Raw genomic sequence first — 25467 nt, forward strand, 5'->3', positions numbered from 1 at the left:
GGGGCAGGAGTCGCCGTTTGTTCACCATCGAAAGCGCTCAGAGAACGCCTCCACGTGCCCGGTCGGGGTGAGACCGCCCCTCAGTTCCCCTTCGTGCAGGTCTGCTGCGCCGCGGTCTGGCCGGTGACGGACGAGGGCAGCGCCACTGCGGTGGAGGTCGGAGCGGGTGTCGGGACGGCCGCCGTGCCGGTCGCGACCGCCGCAGGCGGGCTCGACGCGGTGGGCGCCGAGGTCGGCGCAGGAGGCGAAGTCGCCCCGGGAGTCGGCGTCGGGGTGGCGCCTGGCGCAGTGACCGTGCCGGACCCGAGCGTCCCGGTGAGCGTCACCGGCGCGTCGTTCTCCAGCGCGGTCTTGAGCACCCTCGCGGCGTAGGTCGCGGGGACCACCCGGTTCGGGTCGGCCGGGTCGGCGACCGCGGGATACTGCAGGAAGACGATGTTCGAGAGGCTGACGCTCTTGAGGGTCAGCGCCAGGGACACCAGGGTCGTCGGCTGGGTCAGCGTGTCCGAGAGCTGCACGTTGCTCACCGCGGCGTGGGCGAGCTGGAAGAGCGTGATCGGGTTGCCGAGGACGCCCGCGCTCGTCATCTTCCGCAGCAGCGCGGACAGGAAGAGCTGCTGGTTGCTGATCCGGCCCAGGTCGCTGCCATCCCCGATGCCGTGGCGGCTGCGGACGAAGGCGAGCGCCTGCGGGCCGACGAGGGTCTGCGAGCCGGCCGGCAGTTTCAGGCCGACGTAGGGGTCGTCCAGCGGAGTCGCCAGACAGACGGTCACGCCCCCGATCGCGTTCGACATCGCGATCACGCCGTCGAAGCTGATCAGTGCGGCGTCGCTGATCGTCAGTCCGGTCAGCTTCTCCGCGGTGAGGACGGTGCACGAGAGGCCGCCGCGCGACAGCGTCGTGTTGAACATCGCCTCATCGGTGGCCGGGACCGTTCCGCCGTTCGGGTCCGGGCACTCCGGGATCGGCACCATCAGATCGCGCGGGATCGAGATCACCTCGGCGTGCTGGTGATCGGCCGAGACGTGCAGCACCATCGTCACGTCGTTGCTGCCCGCCCCTGAACTGCCCGCGAGCTCGTCCTTCGTGGCGAACTGGCCGCCCTGCCCGGTGCGGGTGTCGGTGCCGGCGAGGAGGACGTTCACCGCACCGCTCTCGGCGCCGACGCTCGCGACGTTCTGAACGGTCAGCGACTTGCCCTTCGCGGTCACCAGGTGGATGCCGGGCTTGATCGAGCGCACGGTGTCGAGCACGGCGTAGGCGGCCACGCTCGCCGTGCTCACCAGACCGACCGTCACCAGCACGACCAGGAACCGCAGGACGACGGTCCGCGGCCGCCGCCGGGGCAGGCGGCCGTGGCGAACCGCGACGCCGTGCGAGCGGCGAGGCCGCCGCAGCGGCGCCTCCTCCGGAAGCGCGCGCGAGCGCTGTGGGTGATTCACATCTGGAAAGTAACAAACGGAGCCTGTGCCAGGCACCGCCTGAACACTGTGAAACATCAAACGATCCACGGATCGTCCACCCCAGAACGAGGGAGGGCCGGCTACCCGGCCGCGCGGTTCTTCCGCCGCCGCACCGACGAGGCCGTCCCGCGCAGGAACATCCACGCCGCGTAGACGATCAGCAGCACGCCGGCCGCCGGGAGCACCCACGAGCGCTGGCTCTGGTCGAGCGCGCTGTTGACGTAGCCGATCAGCGGGACGCTGTACCAGACCACGCCGCGCACCTGCGCGGGCACGACGGGAGGGTCCGCCTCGGCGTTGTTGTCACCCTTGGTCGTGAAGGTCATGCCGTTCGTGGTGGAGGTCGTGATCGCGATCACGCGGTGCGAGACGACCTCGGGGTCGCCCGACCGGAGCTGGTAAGTCATCACGTCGCCGACGCGGATGTCGTGGACGGCCTCAGGCTTCACCACGACCAGCGTCCCCGGTGGAAGGGTCGGCTCCATCGACGCGGTCAGGACGGTCACCGGGGTCGCGCCCGCGGCCCGCGGGATGACGATGACCACCGCCGCGACGAACAGCACCAGGCCGAGGAGGCCGACACTGAGGCCCGTGACGACGTACTGCAGCAGCGACCGGGTCGGGCGCGGTTCGGCCCCTCTCACGATGAGACCTGGGCTCACGGTGTCACCTGCCTGAGGAAGAAGGACTGGATGGAAGCGCCGGCGGTGCATGTGGTGGTGGTGAGCTGACCTCCCCCGCCCGCCGCGGCGGTGGCGCAGAGGGTGGCTTTGTTCCCGTTGCCGTTGCCGTTCCCGTTGCCGCTGTTGCCGCTGATGGTGGCGCTGACCTGGAACGAGCCGTCCGACTGCACGACGAATGTCCACTGGGACGATCCGTTCGCGCTGTTCGGAGCGGAGGTGACGCTCACCGGCGCTGTGCGGGAGCCGGCCCACACGTACTGACCGCTCGCCGGTACGGGGAGGGCGGAGGTCACGGTCGCCGTGGTCCCGGAGGACGTGGTCAGGAGCCACGCCTGACCGTCGATGACGGGGCCGACGCACGCCGACTGGGTCAGCACGCTCCCGTCCGCGATCGGCGCCGGAACGGTGACGCACTGGCCGCTGGCGGCGTTCACGAGCTGGTACCAGGAGCCCGAGGTGTAGGAACCCGCGGCCGAGACCGGCGCGGAGGGGGCGGAGACGTTTCCGGCGGCGTCCGACGCGGTCACGGTGTAGCGGTGCAGGCCCACCGTGAGACCGGTGTCGGTGTACGTCGTGGTGGCGCCGGCCACGGTGGCGATCGCCGCGCCGTCACGGTAGACGGTGTACGCGCTGACACCCACGTTGTCGGTGGCGGAGAACGACAGCGTGGCACTGGAGCCGGTCGTGCCGGTCAGGGTCACGGTCGGCGCGCCCGGCGCGGTCCGGTCGGCCAGCACGCTCGCGGCCGGGGAGGTGAGCCCGACGGCGTCGCGCGCGACGACGCTGTAGATATAAGAGGTGTTCGCCGCGGGGCCCGTGTCGGTGAAGGACGTGGCCGTGGTCGAGCCGATCGGGGCGGGGGTGCCGGAGCGGTACACGTCGTACGCGGCCACGCCCACATTGTCGGTCGCGGCCGTCCAGGAGAGCGCTACGGCGCCCGCCGCCCCGGTTCCCGCGGTCAGCCCGGCCGGAGCGGTCGGCGCGATGTCGTCGACGAACGTCTGCGCGATGCCGGCCGAGGCCGAGCCGGACCACACCGTCCCGGCCGCCACCGTCGCGGTGAAGACGGGGTGCACGGCGGAGCCGCTGGCGATGCCAGGCGCCGAGGCTACATTCATGGACTCCCGGACGCAGAAGGCGTACGAGCCGCCGGCGGCGAGCGTGCCCGTCGTCGGCGCGGCGATCGCGAGCGCCGCGAGCGTCCCCGTGACGGCGCCGGCGGGTACGGTGGCGGACGCCGTGCACGCAGATGCCGCCGCGACCGGCCAGACGCTCACCGCGACGGCGGCCGCCAGCGCGGTCGATGTCCCGGCCGCCAGCCCGACGGACGAGCGGAAGGATGTGTCCACGTTGCCGGTGTTGGTCACGACCACCCCGCCCGTCGTGGACGCGTGTCCTGTCTTGAACACTGTGTCGAACGGCTGCGCGATGCTCACGCCCACGGAGACGGTGGCGGCGGTGATCGCACCGGCCTTCGTGGCGGCGACGCCGTTCCAGAGCGCATACGTGCCCGCTCCCGGCATCAGGAGGAACGTGACCAGCGCCGCACCGCCGGCGGCCAGGGGAAGGGCGAAGCGCTTCATGTCTCTTCGCACCTCCCCCGGCTCCGCTCGTCCTTGGGTCCGCCCGCGTTACTGCTGGGCCAGCTTGAACCCGAGCGCGCTCAGGTCGACGGTGCCCCCCTGCGCGACCGTGCCGCTCGTCGTGGAGTCGAACGGCAGCGTCACGGAGACGGTCAGCACCTTCGCGCCGGTGGTCCCGCTGACGGTGTAGGTGTTGGCCGCGGCGCCCGCGGTGACGCCGGTCGGCAGCGGCGTGCCCACGGTGACGGTCATCCCGCTGGTGAGCGCGGTGACCAGCGCGGCGCTGGCCGGCGTGCTGTCCCCCGCCTTGATCGACGCGGGGTCGACGCTGAGGATGGCGGAGAGGTTCTCGCCGGTGGCGGTGATGTCCACCTTCTGCGTGAAGGTCAGGACGTCGCCCGGGACGGCGCGGAAGGCGGCGATGCTCGGGATCGCGGTGGCCGCGCCGGAGCCGTGGGCGACGCTCCACGTGCCGGCGGCGGCGTCGGCAGCGATGGTCATCGTTCCGGACTGGACGGAGCCGGCCGCGGCGCTGGCCGAGCCGTTCCACAGCGCGAAGGTGCCCGCGCCGCTGAGGAGAAGGAGGATACCGGCTGCGCCGGCGATCGCGCCCTTGGCGAACCTGTTCATGGGGCCGTGCTCACAATCTGTTCGGGACGTCGTCCGGAACAGCGCAGGGGTGAGCACACGTGCGACGACGCACGTGTGTTGCGGCCCTGACGTCGCTAGGTCGACGTTCGAGCGGAAGCCCTCCGGTCACCCGGAGGGTGGTGCACGAGGGGAGGGTCGGGTTCCACTCGGTAGGCCACCCGCGACCGGATTTTCGGGTGGGTCACGTCGGCCTGACTCGGAGAATAGCGGTCCTCATATTGGAGGACAAGAATGTCCGCGCACCCAGATCAGGGGTCACGCCGCGGTGGCATGCGGCGCGGGACGATTCAGTGGGTGTTCAGGCGGCAGCCTTCATCAGACCCAGCCGGCTGAGGATCCCGTCGACGATCGCCTCGGGCTCCGCGGCGATGTCGACCGTCACGGCCGCCTCGTCCGCCTGCGGCGGCTCGAGGGTGCGGAGTTGGGAGTCCAGCATCCCGGGCTTCATGAAGTGGCCGCTGCGCGCGGCGATGCGGCTCTCCAGCAGTTCGCGCGTCCCGGCCAGGTACGCGAAGACCACGCCCCTCCCACGGAGGACGTCGCGGTAGCGCCGGGCGAGCGCCGAGCAGGCGACCACCAGCGGCCGGCCGGCCGCGGCGCCGTCGCGGACGCGCTCCGCGATCGCCGCGAGCCAGGGAGCACGGTCGTCGTCGTCGAGGGGGACGCCGGCGCTCATGCGCTCGACGTTGCGGGCGGGGTGGAGGCTGTCGCCCTCCAGCAGCTCCCAGCCCAGTCTGTCGGCGAGGAGGGCTGCGACGGTGGACTTGCCGCAGCCCGCGACACCCATGACGACGATCGTGCTCACCTGGCTCGCGGTCATGTCAGCCCCCGATCACCAGGGCGATCACCAGGGTCCCGGCGAGGCCCACGACGGAGGCGATGCACTCGAGGACGGTCCAGCTGCGCAGCGTCTGCGGGATGCTGAGGCCCAGGTACTCCTTGACCAGCCAGAACCCGGCGTCGTTGACGTGCGAGAGGAACAGCGAGCCGGAGCCGATCGCGAGCACCAGCAGCGACACCATCGGGGTCGAGAGGTGGGCGGTGAGCGGCACCATGATGCCCGCCGCCGTGACGGTCGCGACCGTGGCCGAGCCGGTGGCGACGCGGATCAGGGCCGCGATGAACCAGGCGAGGAGCAGGATGCCGATGCCGCTGCTGCCGTGCGCGAAGGACGCGATGACCTGACCGATGCCGGTGTCGACGAGCACCTGCTTGAAGCCGCCGCCGGCGCCGACGATGAGCAGGATGCCCGCGATGGGAGGCAGCGACGAGGCGAGGCTCGCCTGCAGCGACTTGCGGTTCATGCCGCCGGGGAGGCCGAGCAGGAAGAAGCCGGCGAGCACCGCGATGGTGAGCGCGATGGCCGGGGTGCCGAGGAAGTCGAGGATCGTCTTCCACTCGGCGGTGCTCTTCGGTGCGGTGATGTCCACGAGGGCCTTGCCGAGCATCAGCACGACGGGCAGCAGGATGCTGATCAGCGCGAGCGCGAAGGACGGGCGCTTGCGGTCGGCCGCGGCCTGCGTCGCGTCGGCGGCCTCGCCCTCGGTGCCGAGGAAGAGGCCGGGGACGTCCACCTGCACCCACTTGGCGGCGAAGCGGCTGAACACCGGGCCGGCGAGGATGATGACCGGGATGGCGACGAGCACGCCGAAGGCGAGCGTGACGCCGAGGTTCGCGCCCAGCGCGCCGATGGCCACCAGCGGGCCCGGGTGCGGGGGCACCAGGCCATGCATGGCCGAGAGGCCGGCGATGGCGGGGAGGGCGACGCGCATCAGCGGCAGCCCGGAGCGGCGGGTCACCAGGATGATGACCGGGATGAGCAGCACGAGGCCGATCTCGAAGAACATCGGCAGGCCGATGATCGCGCCGACGAGACCCATCACCCAGGGCAGGGCGCGGACGCTCGTGCGGGAGACCAGCGTGTCGACGATGCGGTCGGCTCCGCCGGAGTCGGCCAGCAGCTTGCCGTACATCGCGCCGAGGGCGATGAGGATGCCGACGCTTCCTTCGGTCGCGCCGAAGCCGGTGATGAAGCTCGTCGTGGCGACGTCGGCGGCCATGCCGGCGACCAGGCCGGTGACCAGCGAGCCGAGCAGGAGGGAGAGGAAGGGATGGATCCGCAGCCAGGTGATGAGCACCACGATGACGGCGACGCCGACGACGGCGGCGAGGATCAGCTGGGGCTCCGAGGAGGCGGGGTGGGGCGCGGGCGGGGCGGCGGCTGCGGAGACGGCAGCTGCGACGCGGAGCGCGCTTGCGGGAAGGGTGATCATGAGCATCCTTGGTCGTGACGGTACGTGTGCTGGGCCACCTTACATATAAATCAGGTTAATTAGAAAATCTGTGCACTTTCGTATGCATTAATGAGTGTAACCCCGCGTTTGTTCGCACGTAAGGAATCCTCGATAATGAGGCCATGTCTCCCACGGACTCCCTGCACGAGCTCGCCATCGAGTCCGTCGGCCGCCGCATCGTCACCGGCGAGATCGCGCCCGGCTCGGTACTGACGCCGGAGGGCCTCGGCATCTCGCGCACGGTGCTCCGCGAGTGCATCCGCGTCCTGGAGGCCCTCGGCCTGGTCCAGGCACGCCGGCGCCGGGGCACCGTCGTCCAGCCGGACACCGCGTGGCGTGTCCTCGACCCGCGCGTCATCGCCTGGCGCCTCGACGGCCCGGACCGGCTCGCCGCTCTCGGCAACCTCAGCGAGCTGCGCCTGGCGATCGAGCCCGTCGCGGCCCGCCTGGCCAGCACGCGTGCGACCCCCGAGCAGTGCGGGGCGCTGACGGAGGCGATCGTCGGCATGGCCTCCACGCAGCGCGCCGCCGACCACGGCGAGTACCTGGCCTACGACCAGGCCTTCCACCGCATCCTCCTTGAGGCCTCCGGCAACCCGAACTTCCGCGCCCTGAGCAAGGCGGTCGTGGAGGCGCTCTCCGGCCGGACGACGCACGCGCTCATGCCGCACACGGCCAACCCGGAGGCCATCCGGCTGCACGAGGAGGTCGCGGGCGCGGTGCGCGCGGGCGACGGGGCGCGAGCCGAGGCGGCGATGCGCGCGATCGTCGAGGAGGCGGACGCGGCGGTGCAGGCGATGGCGCACGGGGAGGACTGAGGCCGCCGCGGCCTCACGGCCCCGAGTTCGACACGTCGTGCTCCAGCTGCTTCAGGTGGTCTCCGAGCGTGCCGCCCACGGCCGGGTAGGACTTCACCGGGTCCGGTGACGACGCGCCTCCGCCGGCCATGGTGCCGAGGGCGATCGCGATGACCACCGCGATGAGGGCGACGCACGCGACGAGTATCCACAGGATTCCGCGGCGGAGGCCGCGCAGGGGGCCGGGCAGGCGGGAGCTCGTGGCCGTCGGCCGGGGCGGCACAGGCTCCTTGCGGGCGCCCGGGAGGAGGGCGGTCGGGGCCGTGGGCTCGCGGGCTTCGGGCGGCTCCGTCGGGAGCAGGAGGGTGGGTTCCAGCCCGTCGTCGTCGACCGCCGGGGCCGCGTCCCGCGCCAGCAACCCCGCGAGTTGCTCCGCCACCACGGCCGCTGTGGGGCGGTGATCCGGCTCACGGGTGACCATCGAGCGGATCAGGCGACGCCACTCCGGATCGAGCGTCTCCGGTACGTCCGGGTCGCGCGACAGGCGCGCGACAGCGGACTCCACGCCGCTGCCCGGGAACTCCCGCGTGCCGGTCAGGCACTCCAGCAGGACCAGGCCGAGCGAGTACACGTCGCTCGGCGGCCCGACCGGCCGGCCCGCGGCCTGCTCGGGGCTCAGGTAGCTCGCCGTGCCGATCACGAACCCGGTCGAGGTGATGCGGGCGTCGTCGACGAGGCGGGCGATGCCGAGGTCCGTGAGCTTCGCGTGCACGCCGGAGGACGTCGCGCTCGGGAGCAGGATGTTGGCCGGGGCGATGTCCCGGTGCACGACGCCCCTGCCGTGGATGTAGGCGAGCGCGCTTGCGACGTCCAGGCCGAGCGCGGCCACGGCGTCGGCGGGCAGCGGCCCCTCCTTCAGGCGAGCGCCGACGTCCGTGCCGTCCACGAACTCCAGGATCAGGACGCCGCGGCCCTCGTCGTCGGAGGTGGTGTCGAAGAGGGTGACCAGCGACGGGTGCGACAGGTTCGCGAGCAGCCGGACCTCGCCCTTCTGCCGGCGCAGGTCGTCGGCGGACGCGAACTCGCGACGGAAGACCTTGAGGGCGACGTCGCGGCCGAGGAGCTCGTCGTGGGCGCGGTAGACCTCCGCCATGCCGCCGGAGCCGACGCGCTGCAGCAGGCGGTAGCGGCCGGCGATGCGGCGGACGTCAGGCGTCGTCTCCGCCGGTGTGCGGCCCGTCCCGCTCATCCGCCGTCACCGCCGTCCTTGCCGCCGTCCTTGCCCTTGCCCTTCTTGTCCGGAGGGCTCGGATGCTGTTGCTGTTGCTGGAGTTGCTGGAGCTGCTGCTCCAACTGAGCCCGCTCGGCAGCGGCCCGAAGCTCGGTGAGGTCGGCCTTGACGGCCGCGAGCGACGTCGCGATCGCGTCGTGCCGGGCGGCGGAGATGGTTCCGGCCTTGAGCGCGGCGTCGTTGCGCTGCTGCAGGGACGCGACCTGGGCCAGCGCGCCGGCGTAGTCCTTCCCGTTCGCGGCGGTGGCCACGTCGAGCACGCCGTGCTGCAGCGCGCTCGCCGTGTCCGCCGAGTACGTCCCTCCCCCGGCGCAGCCGGACAGACCGAGCGCGAGGGCGACGCCGGCGGCCGCGATGGGTAGTCGTCTCATAGCCCAGAAGACAGTAGACGCCGAACCGCCGGATGTCGAGTCCGGGCGAGCGCGCCGCAGTGCAGGCGGAATGCGCGTCCCTGACATCGTGCACACCAAGGACGGTCCCCGCACGAGCACGGTGCCCAGCCCGTTGACGAAACGCTTTGCAGGGAGTTCGGTGTGAGCATGATCGCACTCATCATCGTCCTGCTCGTCATCTGGCTCGTCCTCGCCATCCTCGGCTTCGCCATCAAGGGGCTGATCTGGCTGGCGATCCTCGGAATCGTCTTCTTCGTCATCACCGCCATCGTCGGCTGGATGCGGCGCGGCGCGTCGCGGAGCTAGCGGGCGCGGGTCGCGCGGCCGATCGCGCCGCGCGACCTCACCCGATCACCGGATCGCGTCGACCGCCGACAGCACCACCCCGCCCAGCGCGACGGCGGCCATCGCGCAGAACAGCAGCCCCAGCACCACCAGCCGCGCCCGGCGGAGCGGGATGGCCGCGCGGGCGAGTCCCATCGCGGCCAGGACCAGCAGCACCAGCCCGGCGGCGCCGAGGGCGACGCCCGCCCGCATCCCGCTCAGCGGGAGGAGGACGGCGAGCGACGCGGCGGCGAGCAGAACGCCGAGCCCCAGCCATTCACGGCCGGGGGAGTGCACGTGAGCGTGCTGGGCATCGTCCCGCGGGGGTTCGGGACGGCGGATGCTGCTGTGAATCTGGTCCACCTGCATGCACCGATTGTCCGCGACTGGGAATCCCGGACGACCCCTTGACAACGGATTCATCCGTGCTGGAGCACAATCGCATCGGCGCCGCCGGTTGGACGAACGACCTCCTGTCGACAAGGCTGGTGACATGACCTACGTACCGAACCCGTCCCGCTACGACCGGATGGTGTATCGCCGCACCGGACGCAGCGGTCTCGACCTGCCCGCGCTGTCGCTCGGGCTCTGGCACAACTTCGGCGACGACCGCCCGTTCGAGACGCAGCGCGCGATCGTCCGCCGCGCGTTCGACCTGGGGATCACGCACTTCGACCTCGCCAACAACTACGGGCCTCCGTACGGCGCCGCCGAGGTCAACTTCGGCCGCATCCTGCGCGAGGATCTGCGGCCGTACCGCGACGAGCTCGTGGTCTCGTCGAAGGCCGGCTGGGACATGTGGCCCGGCCCGTACGGCCAGGGCGGCGGGAGCCGCAAGTACGTTCTCGCGAGCCTCGACCAGTCGCTGTCGCGGCTCGGCCTCGACTACGTCGACATCTTCTACTCGCACCGTCCCGACCCGAGCACGCCGCTCGAGGAGACGATGCAGGCGCTCGACACCGCGGTCCGCAGCGGGAAGGCACTCTACGTGGGCATCTCCTCCTACGGCGAGGAGGACACCCGGCGTGCGGCGGAGATCCTCCGCGAGCTCGGCACACCGCTGCTCATCCACCAGCCCAGCTACTCCATGCTGAACCGCTGGATCGAGACCGAGGGCCTGCTCGACGCTGCCGGCGAGCTCGGCGTCGGCGTGATCGGCTTCACCGCGCTCGCGCAGGGGATGCTGACCGGCAAGTACCTGGACGGCGTGCCCGAGGACTCTCGCGCGGCGGCCGGCACATCGTTCGACGCGGACTGGCTCACCGACGAGGCGGTGGAGCGCCTGCGCGGCCTCAACGCGATCGCGGAGCGCCGCGGGCAGACTCTCGCCCAGCTCGCGCTGGCCTGGGCGCTTCGCGACCCGCGCGTCACCTCCCTGGTCATCGGCGCCAGCAGCGTCGCCCAGCTCGAGCAGAACGTCGGCGCGCTGGACAACCTGGAGTTCACGCCGGAGGAGCTCGCGGCGATCGACGAGCTCGCCGTCGACGCGGGCGTCGACCTGTGGGCCGGCGCGCGGCGCGGGGAGCTGTAACCCGATCCTCTACCACGGCCGGGCCGCGGCGTTAATCCCCTGCCCCGGATTCGCGCGCCCACGTACTGTTCCAACCAGCACGCTGGATGCGGCGGAGCGTGGATCACGGACACCCCGTCTTCCCGGCGTGTGTGGGGCGGATCCCGGGCGGCAGGGCCAGCGCGCCCGCCACCCGGGATCCAGCACCTCCGTCGGCGCCGGCCGTTCCACTGAACGGAAGGCCGACGTGTGAAATATGTGGTTTCGCAGCCGGTGTTCAGGGTCTCCCCGGGGACGTCTGGTTGGCTGGAATCGGCACCGTGCGTGCGCACAGGAAACGGGGGTGGGATGAGCGCGCTGACAGCGACAGAGCGCGAGGCCGCCGGCCCGCCGCTTCGCGCGATCCGGCCGTGGACCATCGCGGTCGCGTTCGGTCTGCTCGCCACCGTGATCTGCGCGGCCGGGAGCTGGATCCCGTCGCTGTGGGGCGACGAGGCGGCCACCCTGCTTTCGGCGCGGCGGCCGGTGTCGACGCTCATTCCGATGCTGTTCCACGTCGACGCGGTGCACGGGCTCTACTACCTGGCCATGCACGGCTGGATCCGGATCGCGGGCGAGAGCCCGTTCGCCCTGCGCCTGCCGAGCGCCGTGGCCATCGGCTTCGCCGTCGCCGCGGTCACGCTGCTGGCCGGGCGCCGGGGCGGCCCGAAGGCGGCGATCGTCGCCGGCCTGGTCGCGTGCGTACTCCCCCGCATGACCTACGCGGGAGAGGAGGCGCGATCGTTCGCGTTCACGGCGGCCGCCGCAGGCTGGCTGACCCTGCTGTTCGTCTGGCTGATCGACGGCGGTGGACGTTCGGCCCCCGCCTCGGTGCGCCGCACCTGCTGGGCGGTCTACGCGGCGGGCATGGCCCTCACGTCGTACCTCTTCCTCTATACGCTGACGCTCCTCATCGCACACCTCGGCGTCCTGCTGCTCTCGCGGGCCTCCCGGCCGACGCTGCGCGCCTGGCTGATCGCGGCCGGCTGCGCCGTCGTCGCCCTGTCGCCGCTCGCCCTGCTCGCCTACTTCGAACGCAGTCAGATCGGCTACCTCGCCGATCAGCCCCTCGACCCGTCGAGCCTGGTGTGGCAGCCGTGGTTCGACAACGGCTGGGTCGCACTCGTGGCGTGGGCGCTGATCCTGCTTGCGATCGGCGCCTGGGCCTGGCAGCGCCGGGATCCCGGTGCGGACGACGTGCGTCCGGTCGCTGCGCCCCTCCCGATCGGCGCCACGCTCGTCGGCGCGACCTGGCTCATCCTGCCGACCGGGGCGATGCTGCTGGTCAACCTCGTCTTCCCGATGTACACCGGGCGCTACTCGACCTTCGCCGCCCCTGCCGCCGCGCTGCTCATCGCGGAGGGCCTGCTCGTCCTCGGCCGGTTCGTCGCCGGCCGCAGCGCGATCCCCGCCATCGCGGCGACCGGCGCCGGCGCGCTGCTGTTCGTCGCCATCAGCACGCCCGCCTACCTGAACCAGCGCGGACCGTACTCGAAGAACGACTCGGACTGGTCGGAGGTCAGCAGCGCGATGGCGTCGGTGCGGCAGCCGGGCGACGCGGTCGTGTTCGACGAGTCGACCCGGCCGTCGCAGCGGCCGCGGCTCGCGATGCGCACCTACCCCGCCGGCTTCGCGGGTGTCGACGATCCCACGCTGCGGACCATCTACTCCCACAACATCGGCTGGGCCGACAAGATCTGGACCGTCCCCGAGGCCGCCGCGCGCGGTCGCTTCGACGGCGTCACGCGGGTGTGGCTGATCGAGAACGACATCGACGGCCGACTGCGCAGCTACGGTCTGGCCGACCTGAAGGCGCTCGGCTTCCACGAGACCGGGCGCACCGTCCCCACGCACCGGAGCATGCTCATCGAGCTGACGCGGTCGAACTGAAGCGCGGGCCCGCTGGAAAGGCACTCGGCAGGGCTGCCACCGCCGCCTAAGCTCGGACCATGAGGGAAGCCGTCTCGCAGCACGGCGTCGGCGAGCGCGGCGCCGCGGATCGTCTCTCGCGGCGGCTGCGTGCGGCCTCCGTGGAGTCGCTCGCCCTCGGCGCCGGCGGCGCGGCGTTCGTCGCCGTCGGCCTGGTCGCGTTCCTCGTCTTCGCCGGGCACGACCTCTCCATCTCCGGCGGAGGCTCGGTCGGCCAGTTCGCGGCGATCGCCTGCTGCGTCGTGACCCTGGTCGCCTACGGCGGCGGACGGATCGCGACGTGGAGCATCCCCTGGTACAGCCGCCCCAAGGAGCACCGCTCCCGGATCGGCGCCGCGATCGAGGTGTTCGACTCGCTCGCCATCGCCGTCGCGCACGCCGTCGTGGTGCTCCTGCTCTGGACGGTGCTGAGCGACGTGCTCGCCCGCAGCTTCCAGGACGCCCAGGTCTTCGCCATCCCGGCCACCCTGCTGGTCGGCACGGCCGCCGCCGTCACCGGATACTACGTGTTCCTGGCGGCGGCGAACATGAACCCGCTGCTGCTGTCGGCGGTGCTGGCGGTGTTCCTCGTCGTCGGCGCGCTGACGAGCATGCTGACCGCGTCGAACCCGCACTGGTGGAAGCAGAACCTCAGCGTGCTGGGGATCACGGACGACTGGTCGTCGGCGACCTTCAACCTCACCGTGATCGTGGGCGGCGTCCTCGTCACGGCCATCGCCCGCTACGCCACCGACAGCGGGCCCGACCGGCGTCCGAGCCGCGGCGAGCTCCAGGTGCGCGCCGCCCTGGTCGTCGTCGGCGCGATGCTCGCCTGCGTCGGGCTGTTCCCGGTGAATCACTTCTTCCTGCTGCACAACACGGCCGCCACCGGGATGGCTGTCGTCTTCTGCGTGCTCGCGGTCGGGATCCGGTGGGCGATGCCGCGCCTCCCTCGCGCCTTCTACGTCCTCGGCTGGGTGTTCATCGGCGTGATCGTCCTGGTCGCGCTGTTCTTCGCGGTGGGCTACTACAACCTGACGGCCGTGGAGCTGGTCGCGGCCGTTCTGATCTTCAGCTGGATCATCGTGTTCCTGCGGGTGAGCGTCGCGGCGCGGAGCGAGCCCGATCCGTCACCCTGACGGGGGCTTGCCAGTGAATCCCGTGTCAATTTCGACCCGCGCCGGCTCGCCCGGAGCGCCGACCCGGCCGTCCGGGCTGCGACGGGACTCTCCGCTGGGCCATTGGCGCCTCCGTGGAACCGCTCTCTCACGCCGACGCCGAATCCCCCGAACTGGGGTCGAGCACCCGGCCTGGTTTTCGGTTGCGACCTGATATAGCTCCCCATACGATGACTCCCGAACGGCGAACCCCCCACCCGCCGTGACCCCCAACCCACCCACCCGACGAAGTGGACCCCGGTCCAACAATCGAACGGAAGATTCATCTATGTCCGACATGCCACGGCACAGACTGTCCGCGCGCAAAACTCGAGGATTCCTGGCCGGCGCCGCAGCGCTGGCCACGATCGCGGTCACCGCCGGTGCGCTCGCGATCGGCTCGGCGGCCGCGAAGGCCGACACCACCGGCATTTTCCCCGATGATCTGAGCCCCCGCATCGCTGCGGCCTCCGACACCGGCTCCGTCGTGCTCGGCGTGAAGTTCGCGCCGACTCGGGCGGGCAACGTCACCGCCCTCCAGTACTACCAGGGCCCGAAGAACTCGGGCATCACCACCGCGACCCTGTGGTCGGCCTCCGGAACGGCACTCGCGACCGCTTCCGTCCCCGCCAACCGCACGGTCGGCTGGCACACGGTCCCGCTCGCCAAGCCGGTCGCGGTGAAGGCGGGCTCCAGCTACGTCGCCTCCTACCTCGCGACGAAGGGCAACTACGCGGTCACCCAGAACGCGCTGACCAAGGCGAGCACCGTCGGCGGCTTCGCACTCCCCGCGAACGCGGGCGTGTACCGCTACAGCGGGACGAACGCCTTCCCCACGAGCACCTACAAGGGCTCGAACTACATGGCGGACATCGTGTTCTCGGCCACGGGCACGGGCTCGACCACGCCCACCCCGACGCCGACCGCCACCACCACCCCGCGGCCGACGCCGACGCCGACGACCACGCCGACGCCGGTGAACACCCCGACCGCCACCCCGACGCCGACTCCGACGCCGACGACCACGCCCACGCCCACGCCGCCCGCGTCGGGCACCGGGCTCACGGCCCTCGGCCGGAGCTTCCCGTCGCCGTCGACCACCGGCGTGCCGGCCGGCACGGCGCTGACCCCGTACACGGGTCCGTGCACCATCCAGACGCCGAACGTCGTCATCGACGCCAAGGTCGTCAACTGCTACCTGCGCGTCCTGGCCAAGGGCGTCGTGATCACCCGGTCGCAGATCAACGGAGGCGTGTACGCCGACTACAACGACAACGTCGGGTCGTTCACGATCTCCGACAGCCTCGTGGACGCGGGCAACTCGGCCGGCACCGGCATCGGTGACGCCTACTTCACGGCGACCCGCGTGCACGTGACCGGCGGCTCCCGCTCGATCAACTGCTACGCGGACTGCACCGTGCAGGACTCGTACGTGGCCGGCCAGTTCACCGACAACACCGGCGTCAACCACGAGTCCGGCATCCGGGTCAACACCAACAGCCACCTCATCCACAACACGATCGGCTGCACCGCTCCGGACGTGGCGCCGGACGCGGGCTGCTCGGCGGCGATCACCGGCTACCCGGACTTCGACCCGGTGCAGGGCAACGTCATCCAGAACAACCTGATCCTCGCCGGCTCCGGCGGCTACTGCTCCTACGGCGGCTCGACCGCGGGCAAGCCGTTCTCCGGACAGACGAAGAACATCACGTTCAAGGACAACATCTGGCAGCGCGGCACGGAGATGGGCGCGGGCAACCGCGGCTACGTCTGCGGCTACTGGGGCCCGATCACCTCGTTCGACATCAACGCGCCTGGCGCGGTGTGGTCGAACAACCTCTACGACGACGGAACGGCGGTCGCCCCGGCAAACTGAGTCACGGCGAACCGAGTCCGCGTCAGGGCTGCAAACGGGAGGCCTCCTTCACAGGAGGCCTCCCGTTTCGCGTTCACCACTGCACGAGCGTGAGCTCGCTGTAGAGGTAGTCGAGCGATCCGCCGTCGAGCTCCTTGCTGCGGATCATCTTCGGCCGGCCGCTCGCGAAGCCGCGGCCCACGCCGGGCGGCGTGAAGCCCAGCAGGCGGCGCTCGGCGAGAGTGACCGGGAGGCCGTGCCGCAGCAGGTGCGTGCCGACCCGGGGCCAGGCCCGCTCGAGCAGCGCGCGGTCTCCCCCGGCGTACAGCGGGACGGCGAAGACGGGCACCCGCTTGCGGCGCTCCCTTCGGTAGACGAGATAGGCGTACGAGCCCTCCGCCTCGACCAGGAGGTGCCGCGTCGCGGCGGCCTCACGATGATCGCGGTAGGCCTCCGCGTCACGACCCTCGAGCCGGCCCTCCAGCGCGACAGGGTCGTCGGTGACCCGGACGCCCCGCACCGGGCCGCGCGGCAGGTTCAGCAGGAGGCGTCCGGCGGTGTCGAGGTGACGGAAGCCGAGGCGCTCGTTCATCGCGATGACGTTGCCGCTCGGCGAGAAGTCGGTGAACACGAAGCCGCGCTGGCCCAGGAGCGCGCGGATCAGCCGGACGCTGTGCCCCCGGTGCTCCTCGAGGACGCAGAAGGCGGCGAGGTTGCAGATGTCGCGGAGCTCGCCCTCGAGCTCGCGGCGCGAGTAGACCGCCGCGTAGACGCCGAGGATGTCGTCACCCTGGACCAGCTGGAACCCGCGGTTGGGCGAGCGGCCGTCATCCCACGGCGGAAGCAGCAGCCGCGCCCAGCCGTCGCTGCTGACGCGGGGGTTGAGGTTCGCGTGCAGGAATCGTGCCACCGCGGGCGCGTCGCCGGAGGTGATCGCTCTGACCTCTGGCCCCCCGGCTGTCTCCACGAGACACACCTTAGCGGCGCTCCGGAGCCCGGGCGGATTCCCCGACCCGAATGCGTGCATTTCCCGCAACGCTGCACGCGTTTCCCGCTACTCTGGTGCCCTGACCGTCGCCGCGACGTCGCATGGGACAGCTGTAGGGGGGTTGCCGGTGCCGAGCGTCGTGATCGCCGCTCACAACGAGGAGCATGTCATCGGGGCCTGCCTCGACGCCCTCGCCGCCCAGGACCTCCCGGGGCCGCTGCAGATCGTGGTGAGCGCGAACGGCTGCACCGACAGGACCGCGGAGCTGGCCCGCGCCCGCGGCGCCGACGTCGTCGACCGCCCCGAGGCGGGGAAGCCGGGCGCGCTGAACGCCGGCGACGCCGTCGCCGCCTCCTTTCCCCGGATCTACCTCGACGCCGACATCGTCCTGCCGCCGCACGCCGTCTCCGCCCTGGTGACGCGGCTCTCGGAGACGCCGGGCGCCCTGGCGGCCGTGCCACGGCGCCGGCTCGACACCGCAGGGCGGCCGTGGCCGGTGCGCGCGTACTTCGCCATCAACGAGCGGCTCCCGGTGTTCCGCGCGAGCCTGTTCGGCCGCGGAGTCATCGTGCTCTCGGAGGAGGGGCGCCGCCGCTTCACGACCTTCCCCGACGTCATCGCCGACGACCTCTTCGTCGACTCGCTGTTCGCCGAGGACGAGCGCGTCGTCGTGCCGGAGGTGGAGGTCGTGGTGGAGGCGCCCCACACCACCCGGGCGCTGCTGCGCCGGCTCGTGCGGGTGCGCCGCGGCAACGCCCAGCTCCGGGCGTCGGCCACCCGTACGGCGGCCCCGGCGGACACCCCGACAGCGAACGTGCGTCCGACCAGCCGGTGGTCCTGGCTGACCGACGTGGTCATCCCCCAGCCCCGGCTGGCCCTCGCGGCCATCCCCTACGTGGTGATCACCCTCGCCGCGGCGCTCTCGGCACGGCGGCCGGTGCGGGATGCGAGCACGGACTGGGGCCGCGACGAGAGCACCCGGGGCGGCTCGGCCCCGGCCGGCGAGCGAGGAGCCTCGTGATCATCAACATCTGCTTCCACGGCATCGGCACGCCAGGCCGGGAGCGCGAGCTGGGCGAGGCCGGCTACTGGATCGGCCGGGACCTCTTCTTGGGCGTCCTCGACGAGCTGCGCGAGCGCCCCGACGTGCGGCTCAGCTTCGACGACGGGAACACGTCGGACATCGAGACCGCCCTGCCTGCGCTGCTCGAGCGCGGCCTGCGCGCCACCTTCTTCCCGATCGCGGGCCGGCTGGAGGATGCCACCAGTCTGAGCGCGGACGATCTCCGCGCGCTCCGGGCGGCCGGTATGGAGATCGGCAGCCACGGTTGGGCGCACATCCCCTGGCGCCGGCTCTCGGCGCCGGAGCAGGAGCGCGAGTTCGTCACCGCGCGGGAGGTGCTGGCCGCGGCGAGCGGAGGCACCGTCGCGGACGCCGCCCTCCCGCTCGGCCGCTACGACCGGGCGACGCTGAGCTGGCTGCGCGGACTCGGCTACCGGACGGTGTTCTCCAGCGACCGCTATCCGACGCAGCCCGGCGCGTGGCTGCAACCCCGCTACAGCGTCACCGAAGGCGACACGGTGGCCTCGGTGCGCCGCATCGTCGCGCAGCGCCACCGCGTCGCCGACCTGCGCGCCCGAGCGTCGAGCGAGTTCAAGAGACGGCGCTGAACTCCGCACGGCGGTTCGGACTGCGCAGACCGTCGGCACGGGAGGCGGGCCTGCGGCGTCGACCGAGCTGTTCGGCGGTCACGACGAGGGCTGCGGTCACCCCCAATCCGAGGGCCGCGACCATCCCGAGCGACCGGGGCTTGCTGCCTCCGACGTGGTAGATGACAGTCGATCTCGGGGCCGGTTGCACGGTGATGTCGTTGATCGGTTCGACGCCGCGAGCGCGCTGGAGGGCGTTCAGTTCGTCCTTCACGCGCTGCAGCAGCGCCGTCTGCCGGGCGAGGACGGTCGCTCGTGCGGGAGCCACGATCTCCAGGTTGAGGATCTGGCTCTGGAAGTTCGTGGCCCACTGTCCGCCGGTGTCCGGCAAGCCCAGAGACCAGCCGTCGCGTACGCCCTGGCCGATCAGCGTCACGTCGGGGGACGCGTATTTGGTCACCGGACCGGGCCCGGTGATCCGCTTCGCCACCACCCCTGCGGTGTCGACGATGTCCTCCGACTGGGTCGCGAGGGTGTTGGGATAGTCGGTGCTGCTCGGCGCCAGGAAGACGATCTGCGTGCGCGTGTAGTAGACGCCCTTGTCGCTGACGACACCGAAGGCGGCGATGCCCGTGCAGAGGACTCCCACGAGCACGAGAGGCCATCGTCGGAGGCAGGCGGCGAAAAATTCCCACAGAGTCATGAGTGTTCCTCGTCTAGACTAACTCTCGACTCGCTACACCGACCAGTCGCAGTGGCCCACTCGCTGTGAAGGGGGTACCTCGTGACACGTGACGTTCTCCGAGCGCTCGGCCGCCGCTGGTACATCGTGGTCACCGGCCTCCTGATGACGGTCGCTCTGGCAGTGGGCGCCTATCACATCACGCCACCGAACTACACGGCGAGCGGCCTCATCCTGCTGCTCCCCTCCAAGACGCAGATCGGGCCGGGCGGGAACCCGTTCCTGGCGCTGTCGGACCTCGATCAGCCGGCCGGCATCCTCGTCGCCTACTTCTCCGGGGCCTCCGCCACCGCCGATGTGAAGTCGAAGTACCCGACCGCGCAGTACACGGTGCTGATCAGCACCTCCGCCCGCGGGCCGATCATCGAGGTCGATGTCACGGACAAGTCCAAGGCCGGGACGCTCGGGGCGCTCGACTACATCACCGCCCAGATCCCCATCGAGCTGCACCGGCTCCAGTCCCAGGTGAACACGCCGGCCAACGCGATCATCACCTCGATGCCGCTGACAGTGGACGGAAAAGCGAAAGCCGACTACGCGAGCACCATCCGGATGGTCATCACCGCCACGCTGGTGGGCCTGCTGATCACCGGCCTCGTGGCGTTCGCCGTCGACGGACTGCTGGCCAGCCGCCGCGCCCGCCGTCAGGCCCGGGCGGGACGCGAAGACCGGCACATCGAGATCACGCCCGCCGGCCCGCGACCGCCCCGGTCGCCGCGCCGGGCCACCTGGCGGCGGCCGGTCCCGGTCGGGCCCGAGGGACCACCGGAGGCGCAGGGTCCACCGGAGGCGCAGGGTGCGCCCGAGTCGGAGCGTCCACCCGAGTCGATGACGCACGACGTCGCAGTTGAGACCCATCGCGAGCCGGACGCGGCAGGGCACCCCGAGGACGAGATGGTGTCCCAGCTGACCGGGCGGCTCCCGGCCGACACCGGGCGGGAGCGTTGACGACGACAACGCTCGCCGCGACGGAGCGGCGATTGGCGCCCAGCCAGGTCGACGCCGTCGGGTGGCTCACGGTCTACGTGCTGCTGCTGCTGTTCATCCCGACGCGGCTGGTGTTCGGCCCGCTCGGCAGCGCAGGCGCCCCGTCGATGCTGTTCGGGCTCGGCAGCCTCGTCCTCTGGATGCTGATCCGGATCGGCGCCGGACGCGGCGGCTCGCGCGCGGTGCACCCCGTCCGGATCGCGCTCGGGATCCTCCTCCTCTGCGTCGGGATCAGCTACGTCCTCGCGATGGCCGGGCCGATGCCGCCCGCCGAGATCAGCCCAGGCGACGTGGCCCTGCTCGCGCTGGCCTCCTGGAGCGGGACCCTGCTGCTCACGCACGACAACGTCCCGGACCGCAGCCGGCTGGAGACCCTGATCTGGCGGATCTGCGTCTGCGGGGCGATCGTCGCGCTCCTCGGCATCGTCCAGGTGCTCACCCGGCAGATCTGGGTGGACCGGATCTCGATCCCCGGCCTGACCGGCGGCGCGGGCTACGCGCTGAACGCCCGGGGAGGCTTCCCCCGGCCCGCCGGCACCGCGACGCACCCGATCGAGTACGGCACCCTGATCACCATGATCCTTCCGCTCGCGCTGTACGTGGGCTTCAACCGGAAGGACCGGCCGCTGCTGGTCCGCTGGCTGCCCGCGGCGGCGCTGGCCGCCGTCGTCCCGCTCACCTCGTCGCGCTCCGCCTACCTGGGAGCGGCCGTCGGTCTCCTGGTCTGCCTGATCGGCTGGAAGCCGGTGCGCCGGCTCCGGATGCTGGCGTTCGTGGCGGTCGCCGTCGGGGCGATGAGCGTGGTGACCCCGAACCTGTTCTCCTCGATCATCGGCCTGTTCGCCGGAGCGTCGTCGGACCCGAGCATCGCCTCCCGCACCGACAGCTACTCGCTCGCCGAGGAGTTCCTGCTGCGAAGGCCCGTGTTCGGCCGCGGGCTCGGCACCTTCCTGCCCATCTACCGGATCTTCGACAACCAATACCTGCTGCTCCTCGTCACGATCGGGGTGGTGGGCACGGTCGCCTTCCTCGCCCTGGGCGTCACCGCCATGGTCACGATGGGCCGGCTCCGCCTGCGGCGCAGGGACGACGCGACGCGCGACCTGGCGATCGCGCTCATGGCGTCGATCGCGACCGGCTTCATCTGCCTGCTGACCTTCGACGCGTTCGCCTTCCCGATGACCATGGGGACGCTCTTCCTCATCCTCGGCCTCGCGGGCGCGCTCCGGCGCGTGGAGAGCGGGGAGCCGACGTTCAGCCCGTTAGTAGGATGACCGCCATGGGGGTGGACGTCGCTGCCGTGGTCGTGACCTACAACAGTGAGGCTCACATCGACGCGCTGCTGGACAGCGTCCCGGCCGCTGCCGGCTCGCTGACATACTCCCTGGTCGTCGTCGACAACGGCTCGACGGACGGCACCCTCGCCCGGCTGGACCGGCGCACCGACTGCACGGTGGTCCGCTCGACCAATCGCGGCTACGCGGCCGGCATGAACGCGGCAGTGGCCGCGTCGCCCGACGCGGAGGCCGTCCTCATCCTCAACCCGGACGCGACGCTCGACCCGGACTGCGTCCCCCGGATGCTGGCCGTGCTGCGCAAGCCCGGGGTCGGTATCGTCGCCCCGCGGGTGCGCGAGGCCGACGGGAGCCTCTCGCCGACGCTGCGGCGGGGGCCGACGATGGCCCGGGTCGGCGGGCTGAGCTTCACCGGCCTCCCTGTGTTCACCGAGCGCATCGAGGACCCCAGGGAGTACGAGACCGAGCACGAGGTGGAGTGGGCTGTCGGCGCCATCCTGCTCGTCCGCGGCGAGTGCTACCGCGCGCTGCACGGCATGGACGAGTCGTACTTCCTCTACTCCGAGGAGACCGACCTGAGTCTGCGCGCGAAGGACGCCGGCTGGTCCACCGTCTACACGCCGGACGCGGGCGCGATGCACATCGGCGGCGGGTCGGGTGAGAGTGCGACGACGCACACGATGAAGATCCTGAACCGTGTCCGCCTGTACCGGAGGCGCCGCGGGACCATCCTCGCCTCGGTCTACTTCGCGCTGACGGTGCTGATCGAGCTGCGCCGCGCGATCCTCGGGCACGACAAGTCGTGGCCGACCGCGCGCGCCCTCCTCCAGCCGTCCCGCCGGCCACCGGCCCTCGGCGCGAGCCGGACGCTGATCCCGCGGTGAGCATGGGCGAGCGGAAGAAGGTCCTCCTCGTCGCCCCGGCCTGCGACGGCGACGATGTCGGCGAGTCGTGGGTCGCGTTCCAGTGGGCGTCGCTGCTGGCGGACCGCGTCGACCTCACCCTGCTGACGACGTACAAGCGCGGCCACCGGCCGCCGTCCGAGCAGCTGCCCGGCGTGGAGGTCGTGGAGTGGCAGGAGCCGCCGGGCATCGGCCGGTTCGAGCGGCTGAACTCCCTCATGCAGCCGGGCTACGCGCCGTTCCACTCCCGGGCGCGGCGCTGGCTGAAGCGGCGGCTCGACGCCGGCGGCGCCTTCGACATCGCGCACCAGGTCGTGCCGGTCGCCATGCGGTACCCGTCGCCGGCGGCCGACCTCGGCATCCCGTTCGTCATCGGTCCCGTCGGGGGGAGCCTCACCTCGCCGCCGGCGTTCGCCGAGGAGGAGGGCGCGACGCCGTGGTGGCAGCGGCTGCGCGCACTCGATGGCTGGCGTATGCGCGCCGACCCGCTGCTGCGCCGGACCTACGAGTCGGCGGACTGCGTGCTCGGCATCGCGCCATACGCGGCCGAGCTGCTCTCGGACATCGCGGTGAAACGGTTCGAGGTGATGAGCGAGACCGCCGTCCACGAGGCCAAGCCGCCGATCGACCGCTCGGGACGCGACGGGCCGGTACGACTGCTGCACGTCGGCAGGATCGTCCGGACCAAAGGCCTGCGGGACGTCATCCGGGCGATGGGACTGCTCGGCGACCTCGACGTGGTCCTGGACGTGGTCGGCGACGGCAACGACCGGGCGGCGTGCGAGGCGCTGGTGACCGAGCTGGGGCTCCAGGACCGGGTCGTCTTCCACGGCGCCGTTCCGCGCGCGGAGGTCGACGGCTTCTACGAACGCGCCGACGTCTTCGTCTTCCCGAGCTACCGCGAGCCGGGGGGCAACGTCAGCCTTGAGGCGATGGCGTACAGCCTCCCGCTCGTCGTCTGCCGCCGCGGCGGTCCCGGCGCGAACGTGGACGACTCGTGCGCGTTCCGGCTGGAGGCGGTGTCGCCGGAGCAGCTGGCGGCCGACTGCGCGAGGGCGGTGCGCCGGCTCGTGGCGGACCCGGCCCTCCGGGCGCGGATGGGCGCGGCCGCCCGCATCCACGCCGAACGCAACCACCTCTGGAGCGCACGCGTCGAGCAGCTCCTCGCGCTCTACGAGGAGCTCGCCCCCTCCGCCGGCTGAGGGCCGGCCACCGCCACGTACAGACTCGCCAGGAACCCGACGGAGCTGGGCCGCGGATCCACCTCGCCGGACATCATGCCGTCGAGCCACCGCTCATCCAGGAGGCCGGTGCCGGAAAGGATGTCGCGGACCGCGGGGTCTACCCGCCAGTGCTCGACCACCTTGCCGGCCAGCACCTCGCCTCCCGCGGGCGGCCGGTTGCCGCGCCTGACCCGCTGAGCGGCCTTCCTGACCAGCCGCGTGCCCGTGCGCACCGTCTGCGTGACCGGATGCAGCGGCGACGGATGCGCGTAGGCGGCCGGGCTCGGCCGGCCCTCGAGCGGGAGCCGTCCCAGCTCCGGGTCGAGCTCCAGCTGGAGCGCGGCGAGGAACCGCGAGTGCGCCTTGTCCTGCGGCGTCAGCCGGCCGCTGATGGCGAGGAAGTCGTGGTCGAGCATGGGGTTCACGACGACCCGCCGGTAGCCGACGGCCGTGTCGGTGGCACCGGCCCAGCGCTGCATCCGGTCGCGCAGGTAGAGCGTGTCGGTGGCCCGGTACCACTCGTCGCCGCCGCGGCGGAGCGCCGCGTACACCTCGCCGTTCGCGGCCTCCCGCGCCCACGACGCGAACTCCGCCGTGAGCAGCCCGGGCTCGACCGCCTCGTTGACGAACATCCGCCACGCGGCCAGCTGCTCGGCGTCCTTGCGCGTGTACGGCCGGTCGCGGACCCGGCCGACGTAGTAGAAGCCGCGCGCGACCTCCCCGCCCAGCCCGGAGATGCGGACGCCCTGCGCGAACCCGCGCTCGGCCACGCCGAGCGCGGCGAGGGCGACGGGGTCGGACATGCCGTCCAGCTGGATCGCTGCGGTGCGGCAGAGCTCCCACGCCTCCTCGGGGTCGAGCCCGCCGAGGTCGGTCAGGCCGTGCACGTCGTGACGCATCCCGTACCGGGACGTGATCCCGCGCGCGATCTCCACATCGCCGCTGCCGGGGACGCTGAGCGTCATCGCCCTCAACCCCCGCCGACGGGCGGGCGGGATGGCGCTCAGCAGGAGACGCGAGTCCAGGCCGCCGGTGAGCTGCAGGACGGCGTCCGGCTCCTCATCGAGGAGGGAGGACAGCGCGGTGCGGAGGACGGCGGCCGCCTCCGTCACGGCGCGCTCGAGCGGCAGCGGGGTCGCGGGCTCGTCCTCCGGCCGCGTCAGACGCACGCCGTCCCCGCCCAGCTCCGCCGTCGCGCCTGGCTCGAGCTTCCGGATGCCCTCGTGCAGGGTGCGCTGGCCGAGCTGCCAGCCCAGCAGGGACTGCACCCCGACGGCCACCCGGTCCAGCTCGGCGCCGCGCGTCCAGCCGGCCAGGAGTGCGGAGGTCGACAGGACCCCCTGGCCCGGCGTCCCCGGTTCCGAGTGGAAGAGCTGCCGGAAGCCCATCGAGTCGGCGACCATCCGGACGCCGTCGTCGCCCGCGTCCGCCGCCGCGAACGGGGGGAGCAGGCGGGTGAGCGCAGCGGGGTCGGACACGATCAGTCCGGCGATCTCCACCGGCTCGACCGCGCCCGTGGAGCGCCGCCTGACGCGGGACAGCGGGAGCGTCCGTCCTGATCCGGCCGACTCGAGCCCCCAGTGCTCGATTCCCCAGTGCTCGATTCCCCAGTGCGCGAGACGCACGGAGCCCGTGTCGAGTTCCCGGGCGTCCCCGACCGCGGCCAGGACCTCCGCGGGCAGGGCGCCGGCGTCGGAGGCGAGGACTCCGGGAAGCGGCGCGGCTGCCATGAC

Annotated in this window: 24 protein-coding genes; 12 read left to right on the forward strand and 12 right to left on the reverse strand. The window is 71.9% G+C overall.

All coding sequences use genetic code 11. The features are described from left to right. Positions 1-80: 80 nt before the first annotated feature. The 6 genes from AC1ROW_RS08390 to AC1ROW_RS08415 all read right to left on the reverse strand — a co-directional run bounded on the left by AC1ROW_RS08390 (position 81) and on the right by AC1ROW_RS08415 (position 6653). A complete protein-coding gene (locus AC1ROW_RS08390; protein WP_493018423.1) occupies positions 81-1442 on the reverse strand; it encodes an LCP family protein in 1362 nt (453 codons plus the stop codon). Between the two features lie 101 nt (positions 1443-1543). Continuing rightward, a complete protein-coding gene (locus AC1ROW_RS08395) occupies positions 1544-2125 on the reverse strand; it encodes a signal peptidase I (protein ID WP_493018424.1) in 582 nt (193 codons plus the stop codon). Continuing rightward, positions 2122-3729, reverse strand: a complete 1608-nt coding sequence (locus AC1ROW_RS08400) for a hypothetical protein (RefSeq protein WP_493018425.1) — start codon at positions 3727-3729, stop codon at positions 2122-2124. Before AC1ROW_RS08400 ends, AC1ROW_RS08395 begins: the two co-directional genes overlap by 4 nt. Before the next feature lie 48 nt (positions 3730-3777). Continuing rightward, entirely contained in the window at positions 3778-4359 is a 582-nt protein-coding gene (locus tag AC1ROW_RS08405; protein WP_493018426.1) for an alternate-type signal peptide domain-containing protein, read from the reverse strand. Positions 4360-4678: 319 nt separating this feature from the next. After that, a complete protein-coding gene (locus AC1ROW_RS08410; protein WP_493018427.1) occupies positions 4679-5200 on the reverse strand; it encodes a gluconokinase in 522 nt (173 codons plus the stop codon). Between the two features lies 1 nt (position 5201). Continuing rightward, complete coding sequence (locus AC1ROW_RS08415; protein WP_493018428.1) at positions 5202-6653, reverse strand: GntP family permease; 1452 nt, start codon at positions 6651-6653, stop codon at positions 5202-5204. 143 nt (positions 6654-6796) lie between these two features. Between AC1ROW_RS08415 and AC1ROW_RS08420 the strand changes: the two genes are divergently transcribed. Continuing rightward, entirely contained in the window at positions 6797-7492 is a 696-nt protein-coding gene (locus AC1ROW_RS08420) for a FadR/GntR family transcriptional regulator (protein WP_493018429.1), read from the forward strand. A 13-nt stretch (positions 7493-7505) separates the two neighbouring features. Here the strand turns inward: AC1ROW_RS08420 and AC1ROW_RS08425 are convergent, their stop codons facing one another. Further along, positions 7506-8720 (reverse strand): protein kinase domain-containing protein, encoded by a 1215-nt coding sequence (locus tag AC1ROW_RS08425; RefSeq protein ID WP_493018430.1) that lies wholly within the window; start codon positions 8718-8720, stop codon positions 7506-7508. Further along, a complete protein-coding gene (locus AC1ROW_RS08430; RefSeq protein ID WP_493018431.1) occupies positions 8717-9133 on the reverse strand; it encodes a hypothetical protein in 417 nt (138 codons plus the stop codon). Before AC1ROW_RS08430 ends, AC1ROW_RS08425 begins: the two co-directional genes overlap by 4 nt. 162 nt (positions 9134-9295) lie before the next feature. Here AC1ROW_RS08430 and AC1ROW_RS08435 point away from each other — a divergent pair, with 162 nt between their 5' ends. Next, on the forward strand, positions 9296-9460 hold the full coding sequence (locus AC1ROW_RS08435; protein ID WP_493019022.1) for a hypothetical protein: 165 nt from the start codon (positions 9296-9298) through the stop codon (positions 9458-9460). A gap of 45 nt (positions 9461-9505) precedes the next feature. On the opposite strand, the gene AC1ROW_RS08440 is transcribed toward AC1ROW_RS08435, so the two are convergent. Further along, complete coding sequence (locus AC1ROW_RS08440; protein ID WP_493018432.1) at positions 9506-9847, reverse strand: hypothetical protein; 342 nt, start codon at positions 9845-9847, stop codon at positions 9506-9508. Between the two features lie 124 nt (positions 9848-9971). On the opposite strand from AC1ROW_RS08440, the gene mgrA reads away from it, so the two are divergent. The 4 genes from mgrA to AC1ROW_RS08460 all read left to right on the forward strand — a co-directional run bounded on the left by mgrA (position 9972) and on the right by AC1ROW_RS08460 (position 15968). Next, positions 9972-11009, forward strand: a complete 1038-nt coding sequence (gene mgrA, locus AC1ROW_RS08445; protein ID WP_493018433.1) for an L-glyceraldehyde 3-phosphate reductase — start codon at positions 9972-9974, stop codon at positions 11007-11009. 327 nt (positions 11010-11336) lie between these two features. Then, positions 11337-12917 carry a glycosyltransferase family 39 protein gene (locus AC1ROW_RS08450; protein WP_493018434.1) on the forward strand — a complete coding sequence of 527 codons (1581 nt, stop codon included), beginning with the start codon at positions 11337-11339 and terminating at the stop codon, positions 12915-12917. A 59-nt stretch (positions 12918-12976) separates the two neighbouring features. Then, on the forward strand, positions 12977-14074 hold the full coding sequence (locus AC1ROW_RS08455) for a DUF998 domain-containing protein (RefSeq protein ID WP_493018435.1): 1098 nt from the start codon (positions 12977-12979) through the stop codon (positions 14072-14074). A 307-nt stretch (positions 14075-14381) separates the two neighbouring features. Beyond that, complete coding sequence (locus AC1ROW_RS08460; RefSeq protein WP_493018436.1) at positions 14382-15968, forward strand: DUF4082 domain-containing protein; 1587 nt, start codon at positions 14382-14384, stop codon at positions 15966-15968. 73 nt (positions 15969-16041) lie between these two features. Here the strand turns inward: AC1ROW_RS08460 and AC1ROW_RS08465 are convergent, their stop codons facing one another. Then, positions 16042-16914, reverse strand: a complete 873-nt coding sequence (locus AC1ROW_RS08465) for a GNAT family N-acetyltransferase (protein ID WP_493018437.1) — start codon at positions 16912-16914, stop codon at positions 16042-16044. Positions 16915-17062: 148 nt separating this feature from the next. On the opposite strand from AC1ROW_RS08465, the gene AC1ROW_RS08470 reads away from it, so the two are divergent. Together AC1ROW_RS08470 and AC1ROW_RS08475 are read left to right on the forward strand one after the other, a co-directional pair. Further along, positions 17063-17956, forward strand: coding sequence for a glycosyltransferase family 2 protein (locus AC1ROW_RS08470; protein WP_493018438.1), 894 nt, complete (start codon positions 17063-17065; stop codon positions 17954-17956). After that, on the forward strand, positions 17953-18606 hold the full coding sequence (locus tag AC1ROW_RS08475) for a polysaccharide deacetylase family protein (RefSeq protein ID WP_493018439.1): 654 nt from the start codon (positions 17953-17955) through the stop codon (positions 18604-18606). The genes AC1ROW_RS08470 and AC1ROW_RS08475 overlap by 4 nt, the downstream gene beginning before the upstream one ends. Here AC1ROW_RS08475 and AC1ROW_RS08480 read toward each other — a convergent pair. After that, a complete protein-coding gene (locus AC1ROW_RS08480; RefSeq protein ID WP_493018440.1) occupies positions 18590-19288 on the reverse strand; it encodes a YveK family protein in 699 nt (232 codons plus the stop codon). The genes AC1ROW_RS08475 and AC1ROW_RS08480 overlap by 17 nt on opposite strands. 81 nt (positions 19289-19369) lie before the next feature. On the opposite strand from AC1ROW_RS08480, the gene AC1ROW_RS08485 reads away from it, so the two are divergent. The 4 genes from AC1ROW_RS08485 to AC1ROW_RS08500 are packed head-to-tail and all read left to right on the forward strand — an operon-like array spanning position 19370 to position 23713. After that, the gene (locus AC1ROW_RS08485) at positions 19370-20275 is read left to right on the forward strand and encodes a hypothetical protein (protein WP_493018441.1); all 906 of its coding nucleotides are present in this window, start codon (positions 19370-19372) and stop codon (positions 20273-20275) included. Next, the gene (locus AC1ROW_RS08490) at positions 20272-21588 is read left to right on the forward strand and encodes an O-antigen ligase family protein (RefSeq protein ID WP_493018442.1); all 1317 of its coding nucleotides are present in this window, start codon (positions 20272-20274) and stop codon (positions 21586-21588) included. The genes AC1ROW_RS08485 and AC1ROW_RS08490 overlap by 4 nt, the downstream gene beginning before the upstream one ends. Before the next feature lie 5 nt (positions 21589-21593). Next, the gene (locus AC1ROW_RS08495; protein ID WP_493018443.1) at positions 21594-22493 is read left to right on the forward strand and encodes a glycosyltransferase; all 900 of its coding nucleotides are present in this window, start codon (positions 21594-21596) and stop codon (positions 22491-22493) included. A 2-nt stretch (positions 22494-22495) separates the two neighbouring features. Further along, complete coding sequence (locus AC1ROW_RS08500) at positions 22496-23713, forward strand: glycosyltransferase family 4 protein (protein ID WP_493018444.1); 1218 nt, start codon at positions 22496-22498, stop codon at positions 23711-23713. Here AC1ROW_RS08500 and AC1ROW_RS08505 read toward each other — a convergent pair. After that, positions 23683-25464: an asparagine synthetase B family protein gene (locus AC1ROW_RS08505; protein WP_493018445.1), complete on the reverse strand. Its 1782-nt coding sequence runs from the start codon at positions 25462-25464 to the stop codon at positions 23683-23685. The genes AC1ROW_RS08500 and AC1ROW_RS08505 overlap by 31 nt on opposite strands. Between the last annotated feature and the right edge of the window lie 3 nt (positions 25465-25467).

It is taken from the genome of Leifsonia sp. GW821-FHT13C09 (assembly GCF_058806435.1).

What these genes read in the sequence shown, in the direction of transcription:
- AC1ROW_RS08400 (WP_493018425.1), bottom strand. Translation starts at nt 3,729, where the DNA reads ATGAAGCGCTTCGCCCTTCCCCTGGCCGCCGGCGGTGCGGCGCTGGTC.
- AC1ROW_RS08405 (WP_493018426.1), bottom strand. Translation starts at nt 4,359, where the DNA reads ATGAACAGGTTCGCCAAGGGCGCGATCGCCGGCGCAGCCGGTATCCTC.
- AC1ROW_RS08410 (WP_493018427.1), bottom strand. Translation starts at nt 5,200, where the DNA reads ATGACCGCGAGCCAGGTGAGCACGATCGTCGTCATGGGTGTCGCGGGC.
- AC1ROW_RS08415 (WP_493018428.1), bottom strand. Translation starts at nt 6,653, where the DNA reads ATGATCACCCTTCCCGCAAGCGCGCTCCGCGTCGCAGCTGCCGTCTCC.
- AC1ROW_RS08420 (WP_493018429.1), top strand. Translation starts at nt 6,797, where the DNA reads ATGTCTCCCACGGACTCCCTGCACGAGCTCGCCATCGAGTCCGTCGGC.
- AC1ROW_RS08425 (WP_493018430.1), bottom strand. Translation starts at nt 8,720, where the DNA reads ATGAGCGGGACGGGCCGCACACCGGCGGAGACGACGCCTGACGTCCGC.
- AC1ROW_RS08430 (WP_493018431.1), bottom strand. Translation starts at nt 9,133, where the DNA reads ATGAGACGACTACCCATCGCGGCCGCCGGCGTCGCCCTCGCGCTCGGT.
- AC1ROW_RS08440 (WP_493018432.1), bottom strand. Translation starts at nt 9,847, where the DNA reads ATGCAGGTGGACCAGATTCACAGCAGCATCCGCCGTCCCGAACCCCCG.
- mgrA (WP_493018433.1), top strand. Translation starts at nt 9,972, where the DNA reads ATGACCTACGTACCGAACCCGTCCCGCTACGACCGGATGGTGTATCGC.
- AC1ROW_RS08450 (WP_493018434.1), top strand. Translation starts at nt 11,337, where the DNA reads ATGAGCGCGCTGACAGCGACAGAGCGCGAGGCCGCCGGCCCGCCGCTT.
- AC1ROW_RS08455 (WP_493018435.1), top strand. Translation starts at nt 12,977, where the DNA reads ATGAGGGAAGCCGTCTCGCAGCACGGCGTCGGCGAGCGCGGCGCCGCG.
- AC1ROW_RS08460 (WP_493018436.1), top strand. Translation starts at nt 14,382, where the DNA reads ATGTCCGACATGCCACGGCACAGACTGTCCGCGCGCAAAACTCGAGGA.
- AC1ROW_RS08480 (WP_493018440.1), bottom strand. Translation starts at nt 19,288, where the DNA reads ATGACTCTGTGGGAATTTTTCGCCGCCTGCCTCCGACGATGGCCTCTC.
- AC1ROW_RS08495 (WP_493018443.1), top strand. Translation starts at nt 21,594, where the DNA reads ATGGGGGTGGACGTCGCTGCCGTGGTCGTGACCTACAACAGTGAGGCT.
- AC1ROW_RS08500 (WP_493018444.1), top strand. Translation starts at nt 22,496, where the DNA reads ATGGGCGAGCGGAAGAAGGTCCTCCTCGTCGCCCCGGCCTGCGACGGC.
- AC1ROW_RS08505 (WP_493018445.1), bottom strand. Translation starts at nt 25,464, where the DNA reads ATGGCAGCCGCGCCGCTTCCCGGAGTCCTCGCCTCCGACGCCGGCGCC.